The sequence below is a fragment of the Amycolatopsis alba DSM 44262 genome (genome assembly GCF_000384215.1).
In the GTDB taxonomy this organism is placed as follows: domain Bacteria; phylum Actinomycetota; class Actinomycetes; order Mycobacteriales; family Pseudonocardiaceae; genus Amycolatopsis; species Amycolatopsis alba.
In genome coordinates, this window is the sequence record NZ_KB913032.1 from 6,967,096 (window position 1) to 6,984,476 (window position 17,381).

Annotated in this window: 19 protein-coding genes; 14 read left to right on the plus strand and 5 right to left on the minus strand. The window is 67.4% G+C overall.

Annotated features, from left to right (window positions below; all coding sequences use genetic code 11):
* Positions 1-196 precede the first annotated feature (196 nt).
* A complete protein-coding gene (locus tag AMYAL_RS0132825) occupies positions 197-463 on the plus strand; it encodes a hypothetical protein (RefSeq protein ID WP_020635531.1) in 267 nt (88 codons plus the stop codon).
* Between the two features lie 32 nt (positions 464-495).
* Entirely contained in the window at positions 496-786 is a 291-nt protein-coding gene (locus AMYAL_RS0132830; protein WP_020635532.1) for a hypothetical protein, read from the plus strand.
* A gap of 70 nt (positions 787-856) precedes the next feature.
* Here the strand turns inward: AMYAL_RS0132830 and AMYAL_RS0132835 are convergent, their stop codons facing one another.
* Positions 857-1,330, minus strand: a complete 474-nt coding sequence (locus tag AMYAL_RS0132835) for a MarR family winged helix-turn-helix transcriptional regulator (protein WP_020635533.1) — start codon at positions 1,328-1,330, stop codon at positions 857-859.
* 54 nt (positions 1,331-1,384) lie between these two features.
* Here AMYAL_RS0132835 and AMYAL_RS0132840 point away from each other — a divergent pair, with 54 nt between their 5' ends.
* Together AMYAL_RS0132840 and AMYAL_RS0132845 are read left to right on the plus strand one after the other, a co-directional pair.
* Complete coding sequence (locus AMYAL_RS0132840) at positions 1,385-2,143, plus strand: SDR family oxidoreductase (protein WP_051137580.1); 759 nt, start codon at positions 1,385-1,387, stop codon at positions 2,141-2,143.
* Positions 2,144-2,168: 25 nt separating this feature from the next.
* On the plus strand, positions 2,169-3,098 hold the full coding sequence (locus tag AMYAL_RS0132845) for an LLM class F420-dependent oxidoreductase (RefSeq protein WP_020635535.1): 930 nt from the start codon (positions 2,169-2,171) through the stop codon (positions 3,096-3,098).
* A gap of 169 nt (positions 3,099-3,267) precedes the next feature.
* Here AMYAL_RS0132845 and AMYAL_RS0132850 read toward each other — a convergent pair whose 3' ends face one another.
* Positions 3,268-3,783, minus strand: coding sequence for a hypothetical protein (locus AMYAL_RS0132850; protein WP_020635536.1), 516 nt, complete (start codon positions 3,781-3,783; stop codon positions 3,268-3,270).
* 300 nt (positions 3,784-4,083) lie between these two features.
* Here AMYAL_RS0132850 and AMYAL_RS0132855 point away from each other — a divergent pair, with 300 nt between their 5' ends.
* The 7 genes from AMYAL_RS0132855 (at position 4,084) to AMYAL_RS46650 (ending at position 9,987) form a co-directional block, all read left to right on the plus strand.
* Positions 4,084-5,235 carry a M1 family aminopeptidase gene (locus AMYAL_RS0132855; protein WP_245193198.1) on the plus strand — a complete coding sequence of 384 codons (1,152 nt, stop codon included), beginning with the start codon at positions 4,084-4,086 and terminating at the stop codon, positions 5,233-5,235.
* Positions 5,236-5,243: 8 nt separating this feature from the next.
* Positions 5,244-6,782: a PucR family transcriptional regulator gene (locus tag AMYAL_RS0132860; RefSeq protein ID WP_020635538.1), complete on the plus strand. Its 1,539-nt coding sequence runs from the start codon at positions 5,244-5,246 to the stop codon at positions 6,780-6,782.
* Positions 6,783-6,891: 109 nt separating this feature from the next.
* Positions 6,892-8,154, plus strand: a complete 1,263-nt coding sequence (locus AMYAL_RS0132865; protein WP_020635539.1) for an NAD(P)/FAD-dependent oxidoreductase — start codon at positions 6,892-6,894, stop codon at positions 8,152-8,154.
* A gap of 5 nt (positions 8,155-8,159) precedes the next feature.
* Positions 8,160-8,330, plus strand: coding sequence for a hypothetical protein (locus AMYAL_RS49975; RefSeq protein WP_020635540.1), 171 nt, complete (start codon positions 8,160-8,162; stop codon positions 8,328-8,330).
* A complete protein-coding gene (locus AMYAL_RS0132875) occupies positions 8,327-8,785 on the plus strand; it encodes a GreA/GreB family elongation factor (RefSeq protein ID WP_026467642.1) in 459 nt (152 codons plus the stop codon). Before AMYAL_RS49975 ends, AMYAL_RS0132875 begins: the two co-directional genes overlap by 4 nt.
* Positions 8,786-9,072: 287 nt before the next feature.
* Positions 9,073-9,531, plus strand: a complete 459-nt coding sequence (locus AMYAL_RS0132880; protein ID WP_020635542.1) for a hypothetical protein — start codon at positions 9,073-9,075, stop codon at positions 9,529-9,531.
* A 54-nt stretch (positions 9,532-9,585) separates the two neighbouring features.
* On the plus strand, positions 9,586-9,987 hold the full coding sequence (locus AMYAL_RS46650) for a DUF6389 family protein (RefSeq protein ID WP_020635543.1): 402 nt from the start codon (positions 9,586-9,588) through the stop codon (positions 9,985-9,987).
* A gap of 76 nt (positions 9,988-10,063) precedes the next feature.
* Here the strand turns inward: AMYAL_RS46650 and AMYAL_RS0132890 are convergent, their stop codons facing one another.
* Positions 10,064-10,297 (minus strand): hypothetical protein, encoded by a 234-nt coding sequence (locus AMYAL_RS0132890; protein ID WP_020635544.1) that lies wholly within the window; start codon positions 10,295-10,297, stop codon positions 10,064-10,066.
* Positions 10,298-10,430: 133 nt separating this feature from the next.
* Positions 10,431-11,102 (minus strand): GntR family transcriptional regulator, encoded by a 672-nt coding sequence (locus AMYAL_RS0132895; protein ID WP_020635545.1) that lies wholly within the window; start codon positions 11,100-11,102, stop codon positions 10,431-10,433.
* Between the two features lie 56 nt (positions 11,103-11,158).
* Between AMYAL_RS0132895 and AMYAL_RS0132900 the strand changes: the two genes are divergently transcribed.
* The 3 genes from AMYAL_RS0132900 to AMYAL_RS0132910 are packed head-to-tail and all read left to right on the plus strand — an operon-like array spanning position 11,159 to position 16,467.
* Positions 11,159-12,175, plus strand: a complete 1,017-nt coding sequence (locus AMYAL_RS0132900) for a proline racemase family protein (protein WP_020635546.1) — start codon at positions 11,159-11,161, stop codon at positions 12,173-12,175.
* A 20-nt stretch (positions 12,176-12,195) separates the two neighbouring features.
* Positions 12,196-13,128 carry an ornithine cyclodeaminase family protein gene (locus AMYAL_RS0132905; protein WP_020635547.1) on the plus strand — a complete coding sequence of 311 codons (933 nt, stop codon included), beginning with the start codon at positions 12,196-12,198 and terminating at the stop codon, positions 13,126-13,128.
* A gap of 3 nt (positions 13,129-13,131) precedes the next feature.
* The gene (locus AMYAL_RS0132910) at positions 13,132-16,467 is read left to right on the plus strand and encodes a molybdopterin-dependent oxidoreductase (RefSeq protein ID WP_026467643.1); all 3,336 of its coding nucleotides are present in this window, start codon (positions 13,132-13,134) and stop codon (positions 16,465-16,467) included.
* On the opposite strand, the gene AMYAL_RS0132915 is transcribed toward AMYAL_RS0132910, so the two are convergent.
* On the minus strand, positions 16,451-17,371 hold the full coding sequence (locus AMYAL_RS0132915) for an SAM-dependent methyltransferase (RefSeq protein ID WP_020635549.1): 921 nt from the start codon (positions 17,369-17,371) through the stop codon (positions 16,451-16,453). The two genes, AMYAL_RS0132910 and AMYAL_RS0132915, sit on opposite strands and share 17 nt — an antisense overlap.
* Between the last annotated feature and the right edge of the window lie 10 nt (positions 17,372-17,381).

Consider the following 17,381-nt stretch of genomic DNA (forward strand, 5'->3'; position numbering starts at 1 on the left):
CCCAGCAACTCGACCTCTTCGGCAAGAGCGCTTCGATCAACACCACCTCCGTTAGCTGAAATGAATGAGCACAGGATACCTGTTCACTCAGGTTGACATCCGCAGGCGCGCTCCCCTAGCGTCTTGCACGTTAGCTGAGATGAATGACCAATGAGCGTCAGTCAATCCTGGCTGATGCTCCGAAGGGGGAGTTCTGATGAAGAAATTGCTGACCACGGCCGCGCTGGCGGTGGCCGCGGTGACCCTGTCGGCGTCGCCTGCTTCCGCCGTGGAGATCGGAAACTTCTACGGCTCCGGTATCGGCCCGTATCCGTCGGACGCCATCGCGTCAGCGGAAAAGGTCGCCCGCACCTTCGCGCGGAACACCGGCTGGCTGGACTCGCAGTGCTACGTCCGCAGCGCCGATCCTCGGTCGCAGATGGGCTACTACAGCGCGACAGTCTGGCTCTACTGCCAGCGCTGATGCCGGTCACGACAAACCAGGGAGAGGGAAGTATGAAGAGAATGATCGCCCGCGGCACGGGGGCCGCGGTCCTCGCCGGACTCATGGCGCTCGCGCCGACGGCGGCGTACGCCCAAACGACCGTTCAGGAGACCCAAGCGTTCCTCGGGACGACCATCGAGAAGACATCGGCGTCGGCCAAGCGGACGGCGCTGCAGCAGGCGTACGACCATGCGGCGGCGTACGGGTACACACCTGACCAGTGCGTGACCATCCACCTCTACTCGGTGAAGATCAGCTTCGTGATGTACCGGGGTGAAGCCGGAATCCACTGCACGAAGTAGGTAACGTCCGTGAAGGCCCCCTTCACTGCGCTAGACGCAGTGAAGGGGGCCTTCACGGACTTCCGGAGTCTCATTCGGTCGACAATCCCACGCGAGCACGTAGCCGGTGGAAGATTTCGTCGAGCTGCGCCACCTCGTCCGCGGTGAGCGCATCGAAAACCAGCCGCCGCACGGAGCGGACGTGACCGGGCGCGGCGCGCTCGATGGCCGTCTGGCCCGTCTCGGTGATGCGCACAAAGGCACCTCGGCCGTCGTCCGGACATTCGAGCCGGGACACCAACTCCCGTTTCTCCATCCGCGCGACATGGTGTGACACCCGGCTGCGCTCCCATTGCAGCCGCGCCGCCAGGTCGGATACGCGGATACGTCCTTCATCGGACTCGCTCAGCACGGCGAGCACCTGGTAGTCCGGGTTGGACAACCCTGCGTCGCCTTGCATCTCGCGGTTGAGCGTTGCGAGCAGTTCCGCATTGAGGCCCATCCAGTGCCGCCACATGCGTTGCTCGTCGGCGTTCAGCCATGGGGTGTCGTCTTTCAGCGCCACCCGATGAGTCTAACACCAGTACGTGACATGTCATGTACTGTCGCCCTCAGGTAGATGACGCGTCACCTAAGGGGGTTGACCTTCGTGCCTGAAAAGAAAGTGGTTCTCATAACCGGTGCGAGCAGCGGCATCGGACATGCCACCGCACTGCGGCTCGCCGACGAGGGACACCACGTCGTCCTCGGTGCCCGCCGCACCGATCGGCTCGCCGCGCTGGCGGAAACGATCCGGGAGGTCGGCGGCAGCGCGGACCCGCATCGACTCGACGTCACCGATCCGGACGATGTCACCGCGTTCGTCGACAAGGCCGTGGAGAAACACGGCCGGATCGACGTGCTCGTCAACAACGCCGGAGTCGGCCTTCTGTCGCGACTGGATTCACTGTTGACCGGCGACTGGAATCGCACGATCGACGTCAACATTCGTGGCCTGTTGCACGGTATAGCCGCGGCATTGCCCCATTTCCAACGTCTCGGCGCAGGCCATTTCGTCACCGTCGCTTCGGTCGGCGCCCACGAGGTCATGCCCATGGGCGCCGTCTATTGCGCTACCAAGTACGCCGCGTGGGCCATCACCGAGGGCCTGCGGCTGGAAGTCGATCCGAGCATCCGCGTCACCACGATCTCTCCGGGGATCGTGGAGTCCGAAATCGTCGACTCGATCACCGAGCCGGACGTCCGCGAGACGATGCGTGCCTTCCGGGAAGCGCCCATCTCCGCGGACGCGATCGCAGCCGCCATTTCCTACGCCATGAGCCAACCGCCGGACGTCGACGTCAACGAACTTGTCATCCGCCCGGCCGGACAGCGATAGACGACCACCGAGGAGAACGTGAACCATGACCACCGCACTCGGCCTCGGCCTGCCCCAGAATCATCAGTACGACATCGGCAAGGACGTGCCCGAAGTGGCACGCGCCGCCGAGCACATCGGGTATCAGAGCCTGTGGGCTTATGAACGGGCCCTCTTTCCCGAGCCCGCGACCCAAGGCCTGTTCGACATTCCGGGGATGCCCTGGCCCGACGGCTACCGTTCCGTCGCCGAGCCCTTGGTCACGCTGTCCCTGGCGGCATCGGCAACCGAACGGGTCCGGCTGGGCACGTCCGTACTGGTGGCGCCACTGCACGGGCCCTTCCAGCTCGCCAGGGCGCTTGCCACGCTGGACGCGGCGAGCGGTGGCCGGGTGGTCGCCGGCCTTGGCTCGGGGTGGTCCCTCGCCGAGTACGCGGCCGCGGGCGTTCGGTCTTTCGAGGAACGCGGCAAGGTGCTGGACGAGGTGATCGACGTCTGCAAGGCGGTGTGGGGGCCGGACCCGGTGACCTACGACGGCGAGATCACCCGGATCGCGTCGGCCGTGGTCGGCCCCAAACCCGCCGGACCGCTTCCGATCCTGCTCGCCGCAGGCAACGCACGAGCGCAGCGAAGGCTCGTCGACCACGCCGACGGCTGGCTGCCACTGGCCGTCGGAGCCGAACGGACCGCCGCCCAGTGGCGCCGGCTCCAGGAACTGGCGGCCGAACGCGGTCGCACCAGGCCGATCCAGACGGTGCTGCGCGCGAACGCCGAATACACTTCCCGGCCGTACGAGGGCCGCGATCGTGCTCTCTTCCAAGGCAATGCCAAGCAGATTGTCGAAGATCTGGTTCCGCACGCCGGAATCGGCTTCGACGAGATTCTCGTCGATCTGCAGAAGGGCATGCGCGACGGCCAAGAATTGACGGACGTCGCCGCCGAGGTATACGAGCTGGCGCGCGCCGCCGGAGTGTGAACGCGATCGGGCACCGTGAGCAGTATGCCCGTCAATCCGCGAGGCGACCGACGCGTACCCCCACCTCCACCGCCTCAGACGTGGTCCTCTGAAACACCGGAGCAGTCCCCGCAGAACGCCCCGCCACTCGGTTCGAGGCGGGGCGTTCTCCTGTCCGACAGCCGGGCGGTTACTTCGGATCGCGCCGGGGCGGGCCGGGGGTGCGCTTGCGTGTCTGTGCGTACCGCTCGGCCGCGAGTTTCAACCACACACCCTTCGCGAGCGGCTTGGGGAAGTCGTGCTTCCGCCCCGCCGTCTCGGCTTTCCCTCGCTCGGTCTCAAGGTCGTGGATCCGTTGGGCTGCGACGCCGCACAACTCGGCGAACTCGGCCACGGTCACGAGCGTGGGCGCGCTGACGGAGGAAAGCCGACGCTCGGATTCGTCTGCTGTGAGCGCTTCGACGGCTTCCCACTGCCTTGGGGCGAAGCCGACTTCGCTAAGCGCGCCGCTGATACGGCTTCGTAGAAGCGCGAGATTCGGAAAATAGGCTTCGGTGAGGACACGGAGCCCCAAGCGCGTGCCATGCACTGTGACCATGATCGGTTCGAAACCGTCATTTGCCGTTCGCTGCGCCACTGCCTGGGCGACGTCGTCGGAGATCTCCTGGTCGAGTGTCACCGTGAAGGCGATGTTCCATGTAATCATGTCACCTATCGTCCGTCAAATTTAGCTCTCGGTTCGCGGAGTTGCACCTGTCGAACGTGCGTTCTACCGTGGCCCCCCGCCCATCGCCACCGCCACGCCACCGACCACGGCGGCGAGGGCGAGCGGGCGCCAGGCGGAGCGGCGACGGCCGGTGGAGGTCGAGTGGTTCGCCATATCGAGGTCCTTGTCGTATCGGCGCCGCCCGATGCGGTGCGATGAGCCAAGAATGCGGCGGCAACCTCAGCCTTCTCTCTGCCCCTTCTCAAGGATTCCTCAAGACTGTGAGTCGAGACGAAAGGGATGCCTGTGGGTGAGCGCGCTTCGGTTCTGGTCGTGGAGTCCTACGACATCGGACTGGAACTCGATCCGGTGGCCGAGTTCTTCCGGTCCCGCACCGTGGTCCGGTTCGCTTGTGAGCAAAAGGCCACGTTCGCGGATCTCTCGGCGCATTCAGTGGAAAAGGTCGTCTTGAACGGCCACGTACTCACTGTCGCGGAGGTGTGGGACGGTGCCAGGCTGACGCTCAGCGGACTCGATACGGTTTCCCATGTCCTCGAAGCCGAGGCCCTTTTCCCGTACGCGGCGGAAGGCCGTGGTCTCAGGCGGAGCACCGATCCCGACGGGACGACCTATACGTACGGGATGAACTTCCCCCACGCCTCTCCCCGTGTTTTCTGCTGCTTCGACGACCCCGGCCTGCGTGCCAGGGTCAAGCTGACCCTGACAGCGCCCCAGGAATGGACCCGGCTGGTCAACGGCACCGCAGAACCGATCGCCCCGTACCTGGTCGTCGGCGCGGCCGGTCCATGGGCGTCCCTGTGCCGGACCACCATCCCGTCCGGAGTGCCGCTGGCGGTGTACGCCCGGAGATACCGCGCAGCCGGTCTGGACAGAGGAAAGGACATCGCGGATCTGATGGCCCGGTCCATCGCCTTCTACGAGCACCACCTCGAGGTGGCTTACCCGTACGAGAAATGCGAGGTCGTCTTCGTCCGCGACCTTCCCTCACTGGCGTTCTCCGCCCCCGGCCTGATCCTGGTGAACGACAAAGTGTTCGACTTCGTCGCCACGCGTGGCCCTCGCTATGCCGCCACCGTCATCAGCCACGAAGTCGCCCATGCCTGGATCGGCGGTCTGGTCGACTGCGGCGACGACGCCTGGCTCGTCGAAGCCTGCGCGACTTACCTTTCCAGGACGGCGATCCCCGAACTCGCCGCAGGAAGCGATCCTTGGGCCACTGCCGAATCACCGGACAACGCCTACGCCCCCGACGCCGAACTGATCAGGCAACTCGAAAACACCATCGGCCGTGAAGGCGTCCTCCGTGGTCTGCGTCTGTTCTTCGACCGATTCGCCCACCGGAACGCGGGGCGCGCCGAGTTGGCGGCATGCTGGTCGGAAACAAGCGGCCACGACCTCAGCGCCTGGGCTGCCGATCGGACAGGAGAATGAACTAGCTCATGGTGACGCTGGACCGGCTCGTGAACGTCCTCGGTGGATACGGGGCACGGCTGTGCTGCTGCCCGGTCTCGCGTGAGGTCGCGTTGCGCGACGTGGTGATGCACGACGCCGCCGATCCACGCGACCTGCGCGGGGACGTCTTCCTCGCCGTCGGGACGGACTCGATCGTCACGGCCGTCGAACTGGCCGCGGCGGCGCACGCGTCGGTCGTCCTGGTCCGCGGATCGTCCCCGCTCGACAGGGAGGCGACAGAGCGTGCGGAGAGCGGCGGTGTCGCGGTGCTGCTGGTGGAGCCGGACGTGTCCTGGGGCCAGCTCGCCGGAGTGGTCTACGGGCTCGTCCTGGAAGGCCGCGAGACCGAGTCGGGGCGCGGGCCGACGGACCTGTTCGCGCTGGCCGACAGTCTGGCGGACGCGCTCGGCAGCGCGGTGACCATCGAGGACCGGCTCTCGCGGGTCCTGGCCTACTCCAGCCGTCAGCACCAGGCCGACCGAGCGCGGCTGGAGACGATCCTCGGCAGACGCGTTCCGGAGCCGGTCCGCGAACTGTTCGAGCGGCGGGGCGTGTTCGGGCACCTCGCCGAGTCCGACGAGCCGTTGTTCGTCGAGGCCGATCCCGAACACGGGCTGACCGGGCGCATGGTGGTCGCGGTCCGCGCGGGCCGGGAGGCGCTGGGCTCGATCTGGGTCGAGTCCGACCAGCCGCTGACCGACGTCCGGCGAGCGGTGCTGCGGGACAGTTCGCGCACGGTCGGCCTGCATCTGCTGCGTTCCCGTGCGAGCGCGGATCTGGAACGGCAGGTCGAATCCGATCTGGTGATCCGGCTGCTGGAGGGCACCCCGGACGCGGCGGCCGTGCTCAGCAGGCTCGGCCTGCCTCCCGGCCGGTTCCGGGTGATCGCGCTGCAGGCCCATATCGGCGACGAACGCCATGCCGCGCTCCTGCTCGCGTTCGAGCGCGCGACCACCGGTTTCGGCTGGTCACGTCCGGGCCGCAGCACGTTGTTCAGCAACACCGTCTACACGGTCCTGCCGGGGGACGATGTCGCGGCGGCCAGGGCGTGGGTCGGTTCGATCCGCGAGGCGCTGCCCCGTCAGGTGACGATGCTGGCCGGGATCGGGTCGGGCGCGGTGTCTGCGGAGCTGCCTGCCAGCAGGCGGGAGGCCGACGAATGTCTCGCGCTGCACGACGTGCGGCCTGCCACGGAGGCCGCGATCGCCTACGACGAGGCCTGGGACGACATCCTGGTGCAGCGGCTTCGAGCAGCCGCGGCGTCCGGACGGGCGCCGGCCCGAGGTCCGATCACCGAATTGCGGCGGCATGACAGCGCGAACGCCACCAGCTACGTCGCGACGCTGCGCGCGTGGCTCGAGGCGCAAGGGGATCTCACCGAGGCCGCCGAGCAGCTGGGCGTGCATCCCAACACGATCCGCTACCGGCTGAAGAAGATGGCCGACGTGACCGAACTCCGGCTCGACCAGCCCGCGAAACGACTGGCGATGATCATCGAACTGGCCGTCTCCGATCCCACCTCTTGACCGGTCCCGCCAAAACCGCTCGCCCTGATTGTCGGATCCGAACAATCGCCGCCGCCCGATTTCGAGCCATCCTGACCGCGACAGCACCACTTGTTCAGCGGAGGAATTCATGGGCGATCTCGACCGGATCGACGGCGTCCCGCGTTCGGCGATCGTGATCGGGGCAGGCGTGGTCGGCCTGTCGACCGCGTGGTTCCTGCAGGAACGCGGGGTCGGCGTCACGGTGGTGGACCGTGAGGGCATCGCGGCGGGCGCCTCGTGGGGCAACGCGGGCTGGCTCTCTCCTGGCCTCGCGATCCCGCTCAACGAACCCGGCATCCTGCGCTATGGACTGCGGACGCTGCTGGACCGGCAGGCCCCGCTGCACGTGCCGCCGTCCCCCGACCCGCGGCTCTGGTCGTTCCTCGCCCGGTTCGCCGCGAACTGCACCGGTCGTTCGTGGACTCGTGCTGTCGAAGCGAACGCGCCGCTGAACGAAGAGTGCCTCGAAGCCTTCGACGTCCTCACCGCGAACGGCGTGGACGCGCCCACCATCGAAGCGCCGATCACGGCGGCGTTCGAGACCGCCGGACACGCCGCGGGGCTGATCACGGAACTGCGGCGCATCGGCGAGACCGGGCAGGACATCTCCTACACCCGGCTCACCGCGGCCGAGCTCGCGGAGAGGTTCCCTCAGGCGACGGCGAGGCTGGGCGCCGGTGTCCGGATCGACGGGCAGCGTTACGTGGACCCTGGCCGGTTCGTCGAATCGCTGGCACGGGCGGTGGTCAGCCGCGGCGGGACGATCCGTCACCGGTTCGAGGTCGCGTCCCTGCGCGCGCACCGCCACGCGCTGAGCGTGCGCTCGACGACGGGCCAGACGGTGAACGCCAACGCGGTCGTGCTCGCGACCGGAGCCTGGCTGGGAGATCTGGGCCGAAGGTGGGGCGTCAAGGTCCCCGTCCGCGCCGGACGTGGCTACTCCTTCACCGTGCCGACCGACCTCCCGGTGCCAGGACCGCTTTACCTGCCGGACATCCGCGTGGCGTGCACGCCGTACCGGGACGGCCTCCGCGTTGCCGGGACGATGGAGTTCCGGAAACCGGACGCACCACTGGATCCGGCCCGGATCGCCGCGATCATCGGCTCGGCACGGCCGTTCCTCACCGGCCTGGACTGGGACCGGCGCACCGACGAATGGGTCGGCTCCCGCCCCGTCAGCACCGACGGGCGGCACGTGATCGGCGCGACGAGCACCCCTGGTCTCTACGTCGCGGGCGGGCACGGGATGTGGGGACTGACCCACGGACCGGTCACCGGACGGCTCCTGGCCGAGCACATCACCACCGGCAAGCAGCCCGAGGCCCTTCGGCCTTTCGATCCCCTCCGCTGATTCGGATGACGATGCCACCGGAAGAAGAGACCACGCAGTCCGAAGTGGACCGGCTTCGCGCCGAGAACGCCCTGCTGCGTACCGAGAAAGACCTCCTGTTGAAGGCCGCCATCGGATTCGCCACCGACGCGGGCGCCTTTCGGCAGCGGCCCATCGAAAGGCGATCATCACCATGACAACCGTCTCGTCAAGCCCTTGGCTGACCCCGGAAACTCACGCGCGCCTGGTGCGGGAGCTCGCCGCGTTGCGGCGCTCCACCGCCGGCGAGCGGGACGGCGACGACGAAATCGCGCTCCACACCCACCGGCAGGCCCGGATTCGGCAGATCGAGGATGTGCTGCGCGGAGCCGTCGTCGGGCAGGATCCCCCGGACGACGGGATCGCCGAGCCCGGCATGGTGCTCACCGTCGAGTACGACGACGGCGACACCGAGACCTTCCTGCTCGGCACGCGCGACGAGGCGGGCCAAGGCGATCTGGAGGTCTACTCCCCTGATTCTCCGATCGGTCGCGCACTGCACGGCGCGAAGCCCGGTGACCGGCGGGAGTATCGCGTGCCGAGCGGCGGCGCGGTCCGAGTCACCCTTGTCGGGGCAGAGCCTTACGGGCGGCACCGGGGAGCCGCTTCCTGAACACGGCGCACGCCGCCGCGTCGGGGCGTCGATCACGGTCGACTCGGCAGCGGAGATCACCGTCCACACGATAAATCCGGCAGGTTCGGCATACACGTCGAAGTCATCTCCGATCACGGAAATTATCGAACATATCCACCATTTGAAACCCTTGTAAACGAATTGTCGATTCAGAAGACTTTGGACTCTGCACACGACGACTCTCGACGAGAACCATCAATAGCATCGGCCGACACTCAGGACCGAAAAATCATCCACAAAGGTTCTCGGTGAATTGGGGAGAGTTCATGTCGAATCGTATCCGTTTCACACGTCGTTCCATGATCCTGGCCGCCGCTGTCCTGGCGGGAACCACGGGCATCCTCGTCAGTTCCGCCGGCGCGAGCACGGCGGCCGCGCCACCCTGCGGCCTGTCCACTCTCAAAGGCACCTATCTGTTCGCGGGTGACGGCTGGTCGGTCAGCGGCACCGGGACGGTCCCGCTCGCCTTCGCCGGTTCCGAGCAGTTCGACGGCGCCGGCAACCTCCGAGGGATTTCCAGCACGAACTTCAACGACACCCCCAGCTCCCACAACGCCTTCACCGGCATCTACACCGTCGCGTCGGACTGCTCCGGGACCTTCACCATCGGCGGCACCCTGCATTTCGACATGTACCTCGACCCCCACGGCGACAGCTTCGTCCACGTCCAGACCGACGCCGGTTCCGTCAGCGCCACCACCGAACACCGCGCCACCCGCACCTGAGTGAGCCGGGTTCGCACCGGCGAGCCGCGGTGGTGACAGGCTAGATTGTCCCGTGTGGACCAGAACGAGTACAGCCGCCGACTTCGCCATGTCCTCGACGCGCATTCCGAGGACGTCATCGCTCGGCTGAGGACGATCGTCAAAGCCATCGGCGACGGCGTCGAAAGCGTGCAGATCGAGGTGTTCCCCGACCAGGACGGCGAGGGAACTTTCGACGTGTGGGCCCGGTTCGAAGGTCCGGATTCCTTCGTCCTCAACAAACCCATCGACGCGGACCGTCATCTCTTCGGTGTCGTTCACGGCGAAACAGGCTGGGAGCCGGATGTGCCGTCCCTCCCGCAGGGCGTCTCGGCGGACGTCCTCGTCGACGTGGTCACCGGCTGGATCGAGGCCGTCTGGGCGCAGGCGTTCGACACTCCGCCGCCGGTTCCCATGGAGGTGGCGGGCTGTCCGTGAAGGCCTCCTTGAGGGACTCAGAGTCCCTCAAGGAGGCCTTCACGGACTTGCCACCACGCACGAAGCCCGAACAGAGTCAGTTCGTATGCGAGATTTCGATGTAGTGCGCGCCGTTCATGGGGATGCACTCGGCACCGTCCACAGTGGGATCCGGCGGCAGCGCACGCAGGGCGTGGACACATTCGTCAGGCGTGCTGTATGGCCCTTTGTACTCCAGATGTCCGGCGAACGCCGTACCGCTGATGAGCAGAGACGCGCCGACGGTGGTGAAACCGACAGCCGCTGCGGCCGCGAGTTTCCGCATTTTCATGAGTGATCTCCCTCTTTCGAATGGGGCGGCCGGGCTTCCGGTCCGTCCTCACAAGATCACTACCCGCGGCCGAAAAGGCCGAATCAACCCCTGCCTGTACGACCAAGGGGGCATGATCGAACAGGCAGTACCGTCACCCGGCGGCCCAAATACCGCGAACGTGTCCGATGTGGCGGCGCATCAAATCCTCGACGCCATCCGCGTCCTGGGCTTCGATCAGATCGACGAGTTCGGAATGCTCGCGCGACGAGGGAATCAGGTGCCCGCGATCGGCCAGCACCTTGAGGCCGTAGATCCGCGATCGGGCCCGCAGTGACCTGACGACTTCGACGAGGTGCTCGTTACCGGCCAGGCCGAGCAGCGCGAGGTGGAACTCCATGTCGACGGTGACGTGCCCGATGAGGTCGTTCGCGGCAGCCGCCCGCTCCACGGCACCCGCGAGTTCGCGAAGACGCCTCAACGCGTCCTCGTCGACACCGGACTCGGCGATCCGGCGCACGGTGGGCACCTCGATCAGGGCGCGCAGTTCGGTGAAGTTGTCGAGTTCGTGCTCGGTGGGTTCGGTGACGCGGAAGCCCTTGTTCCGCACTGTCTCCATCAGACCTTCCTTGACCAGATCGAGCATCGCCTCGCGCACCGGCGTCGCGGACACGCCGAACCGCTCCGCCAGCGTGGGCGCGGAGTAGACGACGCCGGGACGCATCCCGCCTGAGATCACGGCACCGCGCAGGGTCTCGATGACCTCGTCCCGCAGGTTGCGGCGGCCGCTGACCTTGGGAAGTCCTTTGAACTCGTCTTCAGTCATCGAAATCCCTCCACCACGGCTGTACAATGTCACATACTACTCGGCGGGAGGTCGGCATGACGAGCGATGAGTACCTCGCGGTGGACTACCACTGCGGCGGCGAACCGTTCAGGATCGTCACCGAACTGGCGGAACCGGACGCCCCGACGGTCGCGGAGAAGCGTGTCGCGGCCATGGCCGACCCCGAGCTCGACGGACTCCGCCGGCTGCTCTGTTCCGAACCGCGCGGGCACGCGGGCATGTACGGCGGTTTCCTCGTGGCGCCGGACGACCCTGGTGCCCACTTCGGCGTTCTCTTCTGGCACAAGGACGGCTTCTCCACCGCGTGCGGGCACGGCACGATGTGTCTCGGCACCTGGGCGGTGCGGACCGGTCTGGTGCCCGCCGATCCCAGCGGCGTCACCGACGTGGTGATCGATGTTCCCTCCGGAAGAGTGACCGCACGCGTCGCCACGGTCGATTCCAAGGTCACCTCGGTCGATTTCGTCAACGTCGCGAGCTATCTCCTGGATGACGACCTCGTCGTGGAGACGTCGCGCGGCACGGCCCGCTGCGTGATCGCGTTCGGCGGGGCGATGTACGCCCACGTGTCCGCCGCCGACTTCGATCTCGCCGTCGACAAGGCCTCGCTCCCCGAACTGATCGATCTGGGCCGAGGGATCAAGAATCAGCTCGACGCGGGCGCGTACGCCGAGCACCCGCACGATCCGAGACTCAGCGGGATCTACGGCGTGATCTTCTTCGACGAACTCGGCGTCGAGGAAAACGGTGACCTCCACCAGCGCAACGTGACCGTTTTCGCCGATGGCCAGGTGGACAGATCACCCTGCGGTTCGGGAACCGCGTCCCGCGTCGCGGCTTTGCACGCGTCCGGACGGCTGGCGGCCCATCACACCCTCGTCCATTCGTCGATCGTCGGCTCAACCTGGCGCGCCCGTGTCGCGAGCACGACCGAGGTCGAGGGACATGACGCGGTGATCGCGGTCGTGTCGGGGCGAGCGTTCCACACCGGCGACCACCGGTTCGTCGTCGATCCCGACGACGACCTGGTACCGGGTTTCCTACTGTGCTGACAAGAAATCAGGAGGACTTCATGGACGTCGTCACCGTCGGCCCGGAGGAGATCCGTTCCGCCGTCTCCATGCCCGCCGCGATCGACGCGGTGCGAGAGGGGTTTCTCGCGCTGCGACGCGGAGAGTTCGAAATGCCGACGCGGACCGCGCTGCGTGACGGCGCGTTCCTCGTGATGTCGACGCACCACCGCCCGACCGCCTCGGCGATGATCAAGACATTGAGCCTCAACTTCACCGACCGCGTGCCTGCCATCGTCGGAACCGTCGTCTGGAGCGAGCTCGGCCACGGGCGCCATCTCGTCGCCGACGCCGCCGAGGTGACCCGTCTCCGGACCGGCGCGATCGTCGGCGTCGCGACCGATCTGCTCGCCCCGGCCGAGGCCAGGACCTGCACTCTCATCGGTGCCGGCGGGCAGGCCGCCGACCAGGTCCGCGCCGTGCACGCCGTTCGGCCGCTCGCCGAGCTGAAGGTGGTCGACCACAGCCTTGACCGTGCGGACGCGCTCGCCAAGGCTCTCGGTGCCGAATTGCGGATCGACACCGTCCTCGCCGTCGCTGACGCCGACGAGGCGGTCCATGGTGTGGACATCGTCTGCTGCGCGACGACATCGACCACTCCGCTGTTCTCCCCCACGTCGCTGACCGCGAACGCCCACGTCAACGCCATCGGCGCCTTCCGCCCGACCATGCGCGAACTCCCCGACGAGCTGCTCGCCGAAGCGACCGTCGTGATCGACGAGCGAGAAGCGATTCTCGAAGAGGCCGGGGAGATCATTCACGCGCTCAAGACCGGAGCCATCACCGAGGACGACCTCGTCGAGCTCGGAGACGCGCTGGCCGAAGGAACGGGAGAACGAGCCGGCCGGACGGTCTTCAAGAGCGTCGGGGTGGCCATGCAGGACTGGGCGATCGCCAGTCTGCTCGCTCAGACCTTCCTCGACCAGGCGAAGTAAGCCATGGCCGACATTCGAGGTTACTGCACTTTGTGCCGCTCACGATGCGGCGCGATTTACACCATCGAGAACGGGCTGATGACGGGCGTCCGCCCGGATCCAGCCCATCCGACCGGTGCCGCGATGTGCCCCAAGGGCCGCGCCGCTCCCGAGCTGGTCCACTCCCCCGAGCGGCTGACCAGGCCCTTGCGGCGGACGACGCCGAAATCCGCCGCCGATCCACAGTGGACGGAGATCGGCTGGGACGAGGCGATGGCCGAGATCGCCGACCGGCTCGGAACCATCCGGGCCGAGAGTGGCGCCGAGTCCGTCGCGTTCTCCGTGACGTCGCCGAGCGGGACGCCGATGTCCGACTCGATCGACTGGGTGGAGCGGTTCATCCGGCTGTACGGCAGCCCGAACACGCTGTACAGCACCGAGATCTGCAACTGGCACAAGGACTTCGCCCACGCCTTCACCTTCGGCAGTGCCCTCCCCGTGCCTGACTACGCGAGAACCGACCTGGCGATCCTGTGGGGTCACAATCCGGCGAAGTCGTGGCTCGCGCAGTCCGCCGCGCTGGCCGAGGCCAAAGCACGCGGGGCGCGGCTCGTCGTCATCGATCCTCGCCGATCCACCGGCGCACTGCAGGCGGACCTCTGGCTGCGGATCCGGCCCGGCACGGACGACGCCCTCGCCCTCGGTGTCGCCCATCAGCTCCTGGACCGGCGAGGGCACGACGAACAGTTCGTCCGACGCTGGACGAACGGGCCGCTCCTGGTACGCCGGGACACCGGCCGGTTCCTGCGGGCTGCCGATCTCGAACCTGGTCTCGTCGGTTTCGTCGCTTGGAACGAGCCGACGGACGCGGCCGAACCTGTCGACTCCTCAAAAGCAGCGCAGTACGCCTTGCACGGGACGAGGCGGGTACCGACGCGAGATGGGATCGTCGAGTGCGTCCCGGCATTCGCGCTGTATGCGCAAGCGTGCGCCGACTGGCCGCTCGACCGCACTGCCGCCGCCACGACGATCGATGCCGCCGCCGTCGCTGCGTTCGTCGAAGAACTCCTCGACGCGGAGAGTGTTTCCTACGCCGCGTGGACCGGGATCGGGCAGCACGCGAACGCGACACAGACCGAGCGGGCGATCGCGACCCTGTACGCCCTCACCGGCAGTTACGACGCTCCTGGTGGCAACGTCGTGTTGCCCAAGCAGCCGACGAGTCCCGTCACTTCGCATGACCAGCTCGACCCGCGGCAGCGGGCCAAAGCGCTGGGCCTGAACAACTTCCCGGTCGGACCACCGTCGCAGGGCTGGATCAACGCCCGCGACTTCTGCCAGGCCGCGATCGCCGGCGATCCGTACCGCGTCCGGGCGCTGGTTTCCTTCGGCGGCAACCTTCTCTTGTCGCAGCCCGATCCACAGAGGACCGCGGAGGCGTTGCGAAGCCTGGACTTCTCCGTGCACCTCGACCTCTTCGAGAATCCGACTTCCCGTTTCGCCGACCTTCTGCTGCCCGTCAACACCCCTTGGGAGCACGAAGCCTTCCGCGCGGGTTTCGAGATCACGTCGTCGGCGCAGGAACGGGTCCAGCTCCGGCCGCGCATGATCGAACCGGTCGGCGAGTCCCGCTCGGACACCGAGTTCGTCTTCGACCTCGCTGCCCGCCTCGGTATGGCCGACGAGTTCTTCGGCGGACGGATCGAAACTGCCTGGGACCACCAGCTCGCTCCACTGGAACTCACCGCGGAGCGACTCCGCGACGAGCCGGGCGGTGTCGATGTCCCGCTGCGGTCCGGATACCGAAAGTACGCCGAAGACCTCGACGGCGATGTCGCCGGTTTCGCCACCCAGACCGGACGGGTCGAGCTGTATTCCGAACGCCTCGCCGAGCACGGCCAGTCGCCGGTCCCGGTCGCTCGCACGCCGGAGGTGGACACGCGGTACCCCTTGGTCCTGACCTGCGCGAAGAACGGCTACTTCTGCCACAGCCAGCATCATGGGATCTCGTCGCTGCGGCGCCGGTACCCCGAGCCGACCGTCGACCTCAGCGCCGAACTCGCGAACGACCGCGGCATCGTCACCGGCCAGTGGGTCGAAATCACGACCCTGTCGGCGACGGTCACGATGCGCGCGCGAGTCGACCCGGCGCTGCACCCGGACGTCGTCGTCGCCGAATATGGCTGGTGGCAACCTGCGCCCGACCTCGCGCTGCCGGGTTCGGACCCGCTCGGCGACGGCGGGGCGAACTACAACCTGCTGATCGGCGACGACATCAGGGATCCGATCAGTGGCTCTGTCGCGCTCCGCTCGACAGCCTGCGACGTCCGGCCGGTCGGGCAGGCGCCGTGGATCGCCGAGCGCGAGTTCATCGTGGACAGCGCGGCTCTCGAAACGGACGACATCCTGACGCTCGACCTGCGCCCGGCGGACGATGGCGAGTTGCCGGACTTCCGCCCCGGCCAGCACATCACCCTGGCCTCGGCCGACGAACCGCTGGTGACGCGCAGCTATTCACTCACGGCCGCCGCCCGCGACCTCGGCCGCACCGCCTACAGCGTCGCCGTCCGTCGATTGCCGGACGGACAGTTCTCGCCGCTCGTCCACGAACTCTTCCATGCGGGCGCGCGGGTACTGGTATCGCCGCCGTCCGGCTCGTTCGCTCTGCCGCCCCGGCATCGGCAGCCGCTGGTGCTGATCGCTGCCGGGATCGGGATCACGCCGTTCCTCAGCCTGTTGGAGACGATCGCGAGCGATCCCGACAACGCGCCGGAAATCGTCCTCCACTACGGAAACCGAAACTCCGGGAGCCATGCTTTCCGCGAACGGATCGACGCCCTGACGAAACGCCTCCGCATGGTGCGCGTCGTCAACCATTACAGCCAGCCGGTGCCTGGCGATACTCACGACGTCCACGGCCGGGTGTCGGCTGACAGTGTCGACGGTTCCCTCATCGATCGACGGGCACGCTTCTACCTTTGCGGGCCCGGATCCATGATCGAGGAAGTGACCTCCGGTCTGCTGGCCCGCCGCGTGCCCCGCGCGGACATCTTCGCGGAGAAGTTCCACGCCGCCCCGGCGCCGGTGACCATCGCCGATGACGCGACCGCGATAGTGCGGTTCGCCCGCTCCGGTCGCGAAGGCACCTGGCACAAGGCCGACGGGACGCTCCTGCAGTTCGCGAAGAAGAACGGGCTTTCCCTGCCCAGCGGGTGCCGCCTCGGCCAATGCGAGAGCTGTGCGGTGTCCGTGCTCGCCGGGACCACCGCCCATCTCGTCACGCCGCCGGACGGCCTCCCCGACGACCACTGCCTGACCTGCCAGTCGGTACCGATCTCCGATGTCACGCTGGACGCGTAGCAGAGAGAGTGCCGCTGACGTAGAGCGTGTCGCCTAACCGCATGCCGCCGTCCTCCAGGGGTGGAAGACCGTTGACAGCGAACAGCTCGCGGATGCCGGCCGAGTTCAACGCCCAGCCGAGTTCGGTCAGATACGGCGCTGCTTCGTTGCGTTCGCCGAAGTAGCGCAGGCTCGTCATGTCGGTGTCGAGGCTGTGCTCGCGCCAGCGTTCGGAGATGCTGTCCAGGCGTTCCTTCGTACTGTCCTCTTCACCCGGCCGAGGGTTGGGCTTGCTTTCGGTGGCCATCCGGCTTCCCGGTGCGCTGAGTTCGGTGATGGTGTCCAACAGGCTGTCCTGGGCCTCGGGCGGGAGGTAGCCCAGCAGCCCTTCGGCGCTCCACGCCGTCGGCCGGGCCGGGTCGAAACCGGCGGAACACAGCGCGGCGGGCCAGTCGTCGCGCAGGTCGGCCGCGACCGCTCTCCGGTCGGCTGTGGGCTCGGCACCCAGCTCCGCGAGCGTGCGCGTCTTGAACTCGATGACCTGCGGCTGGTCGAGCTCGTAGACCACGGTCCCGGCGGGCCAGGGAAGCCGGTACGCCCTGGAATCCAGGCCCGACGCCAGGATCATGACCTGCGCGATTCCCGCGTTCGTCGCGTCGAGGAAGAACTCGTCGTAGAACTTGGTGCGGATCTTCGCGACGTCGATCCACAGCTGCTCGACCAGCTCGCCTGCCGGGACTTCACCTGCCGCGAGCCGGGTGAGGAGATCGACGCCCACCGCCCGGACGAGCGGCTCGGCGAACGGATCGTCGATCAGCGAACGATCCGCACGAGTCGCGATCGCCCTGGCCGTCGCCGCCATCGTGGCGGTCGCACCGACGCTGGACGCCAGGTCCCAGCTGTCTCCGTCTTGCCTCGTGGACATCGTCCTCGGC

Bases quoted from the DNA above. Each gene is read 5' to 3' on its own strand.
- AMYAL_RS0132855 (WP_245193198.1), top strand. From the start codon at position 4,084: ATGCCTGTGGGTGAGCGCGCTTCGGTTCTGGTCGTGGAGTCCTACGAC.
- AMYAL_RS49975 (WP_020635540.1), top strand. From the start codon at position 8,160: ATGACGATGCCACCGGAAGAAGAGACCACGCAGTCCGAAGTGGACCGG.
- AMYAL_RS0132830 (WP_020635532.1), top strand. From the start codon at position 496: ATGAAGAGAATGATCGCCCGCGGCACGGGGGCCGCGGTCCTCGCCGGA.
- AMYAL_RS0132915 (WP_020635549.1), bottom strand. From the start codon at position 17,371: ATGTCCACGAGGCAAGACGGAGACAGCTGGGACCTGGCGTCCAGCGTC.
- AMYAL_RS0132865 (WP_020635539.1), top strand. From the start codon at position 6,892: ATGGGCGATCTCGACCGGATCGACGGCGTCCCGCGTTCGGCGATCGTG.
- AMYAL_RS0132845 (WP_020635535.1), top strand. From the start codon at position 2,169: ATGACCACCGCACTCGGCCTCGGCCTGCCCCAGAATCATCAGTACGAC.
- AMYAL_RS0132895 (WP_020635545.1), bottom strand. From the start codon at position 11,102: ATGACTGAAGACGAGTTCAAAGGACTTCCCAAGGTCAGCGGCCGCCGC.
- AMYAL_RS0132890 (WP_020635544.1), bottom strand. From the start codon at position 10,297: ATGAAAATGCGGAAACTCGCGGCCGCAGCGGCTGTCGGTTTCACCACC.
- AMYAL_RS0132905 (WP_020635547.1), top strand. From the start codon at position 12,196: ATGGACGTCGTCACCGTCGGCCCGGAGGAGATCCGTTCCGCCGTCTCC.
- AMYAL_RS0132840 (WP_051137580.1), top strand. From the start codon at position 1,385: ATGACGCGTCACCTAAGGGGGTTGACCTTCGTGCCTGAAAAGAAAGTG.
- AMYAL_RS0132900 (WP_020635546.1), top strand. From the start codon at position 11,159: ATGACGAGCGATGAGTACCTCGCGGTGGACTACCACTGCGGCGGCGAA.
- AMYAL_RS0132860 (WP_020635538.1), top strand. From the start codon at position 5,244: ATGGTGACGCTGGACCGGCTCGTGAACGTCCTCGGTGGATACGGGGCA.
- AMYAL_RS0132825 (WP_020635531.1), top strand. From the start codon at position 197: ATGAAGAAATTGCTGACCACGGCCGCGCTGGCGGTGGCCGCGGTGACC.
- AMYAL_RS0132880 (WP_020635542.1), top strand. From the start codon at position 9,073: ATGTCGAATCGTATCCGTTTCACACGTCGTTCCATGATCCTGGCCGCC.
- AMYAL_RS0132875 (WP_026467642.1), top strand. From the start codon at position 8,327: ATGACAACCGTCTCGTCAAGCCCTTGGCTGACCCCGGAAACTCACGCG.
- AMYAL_RS0132910 (WP_026467643.1), top strand. From the start codon at position 13,132: ATGGCCGACATTCGAGGTTACTGCACTTTGTGCCGCTCACGATGCGGC.
- AMYAL_RS0132850 (WP_020635536.1), bottom strand. From the start codon at position 3,783: ATGATTACATGGAACATCGCCTTCACGGTGACACTCGACCAGGAGATC.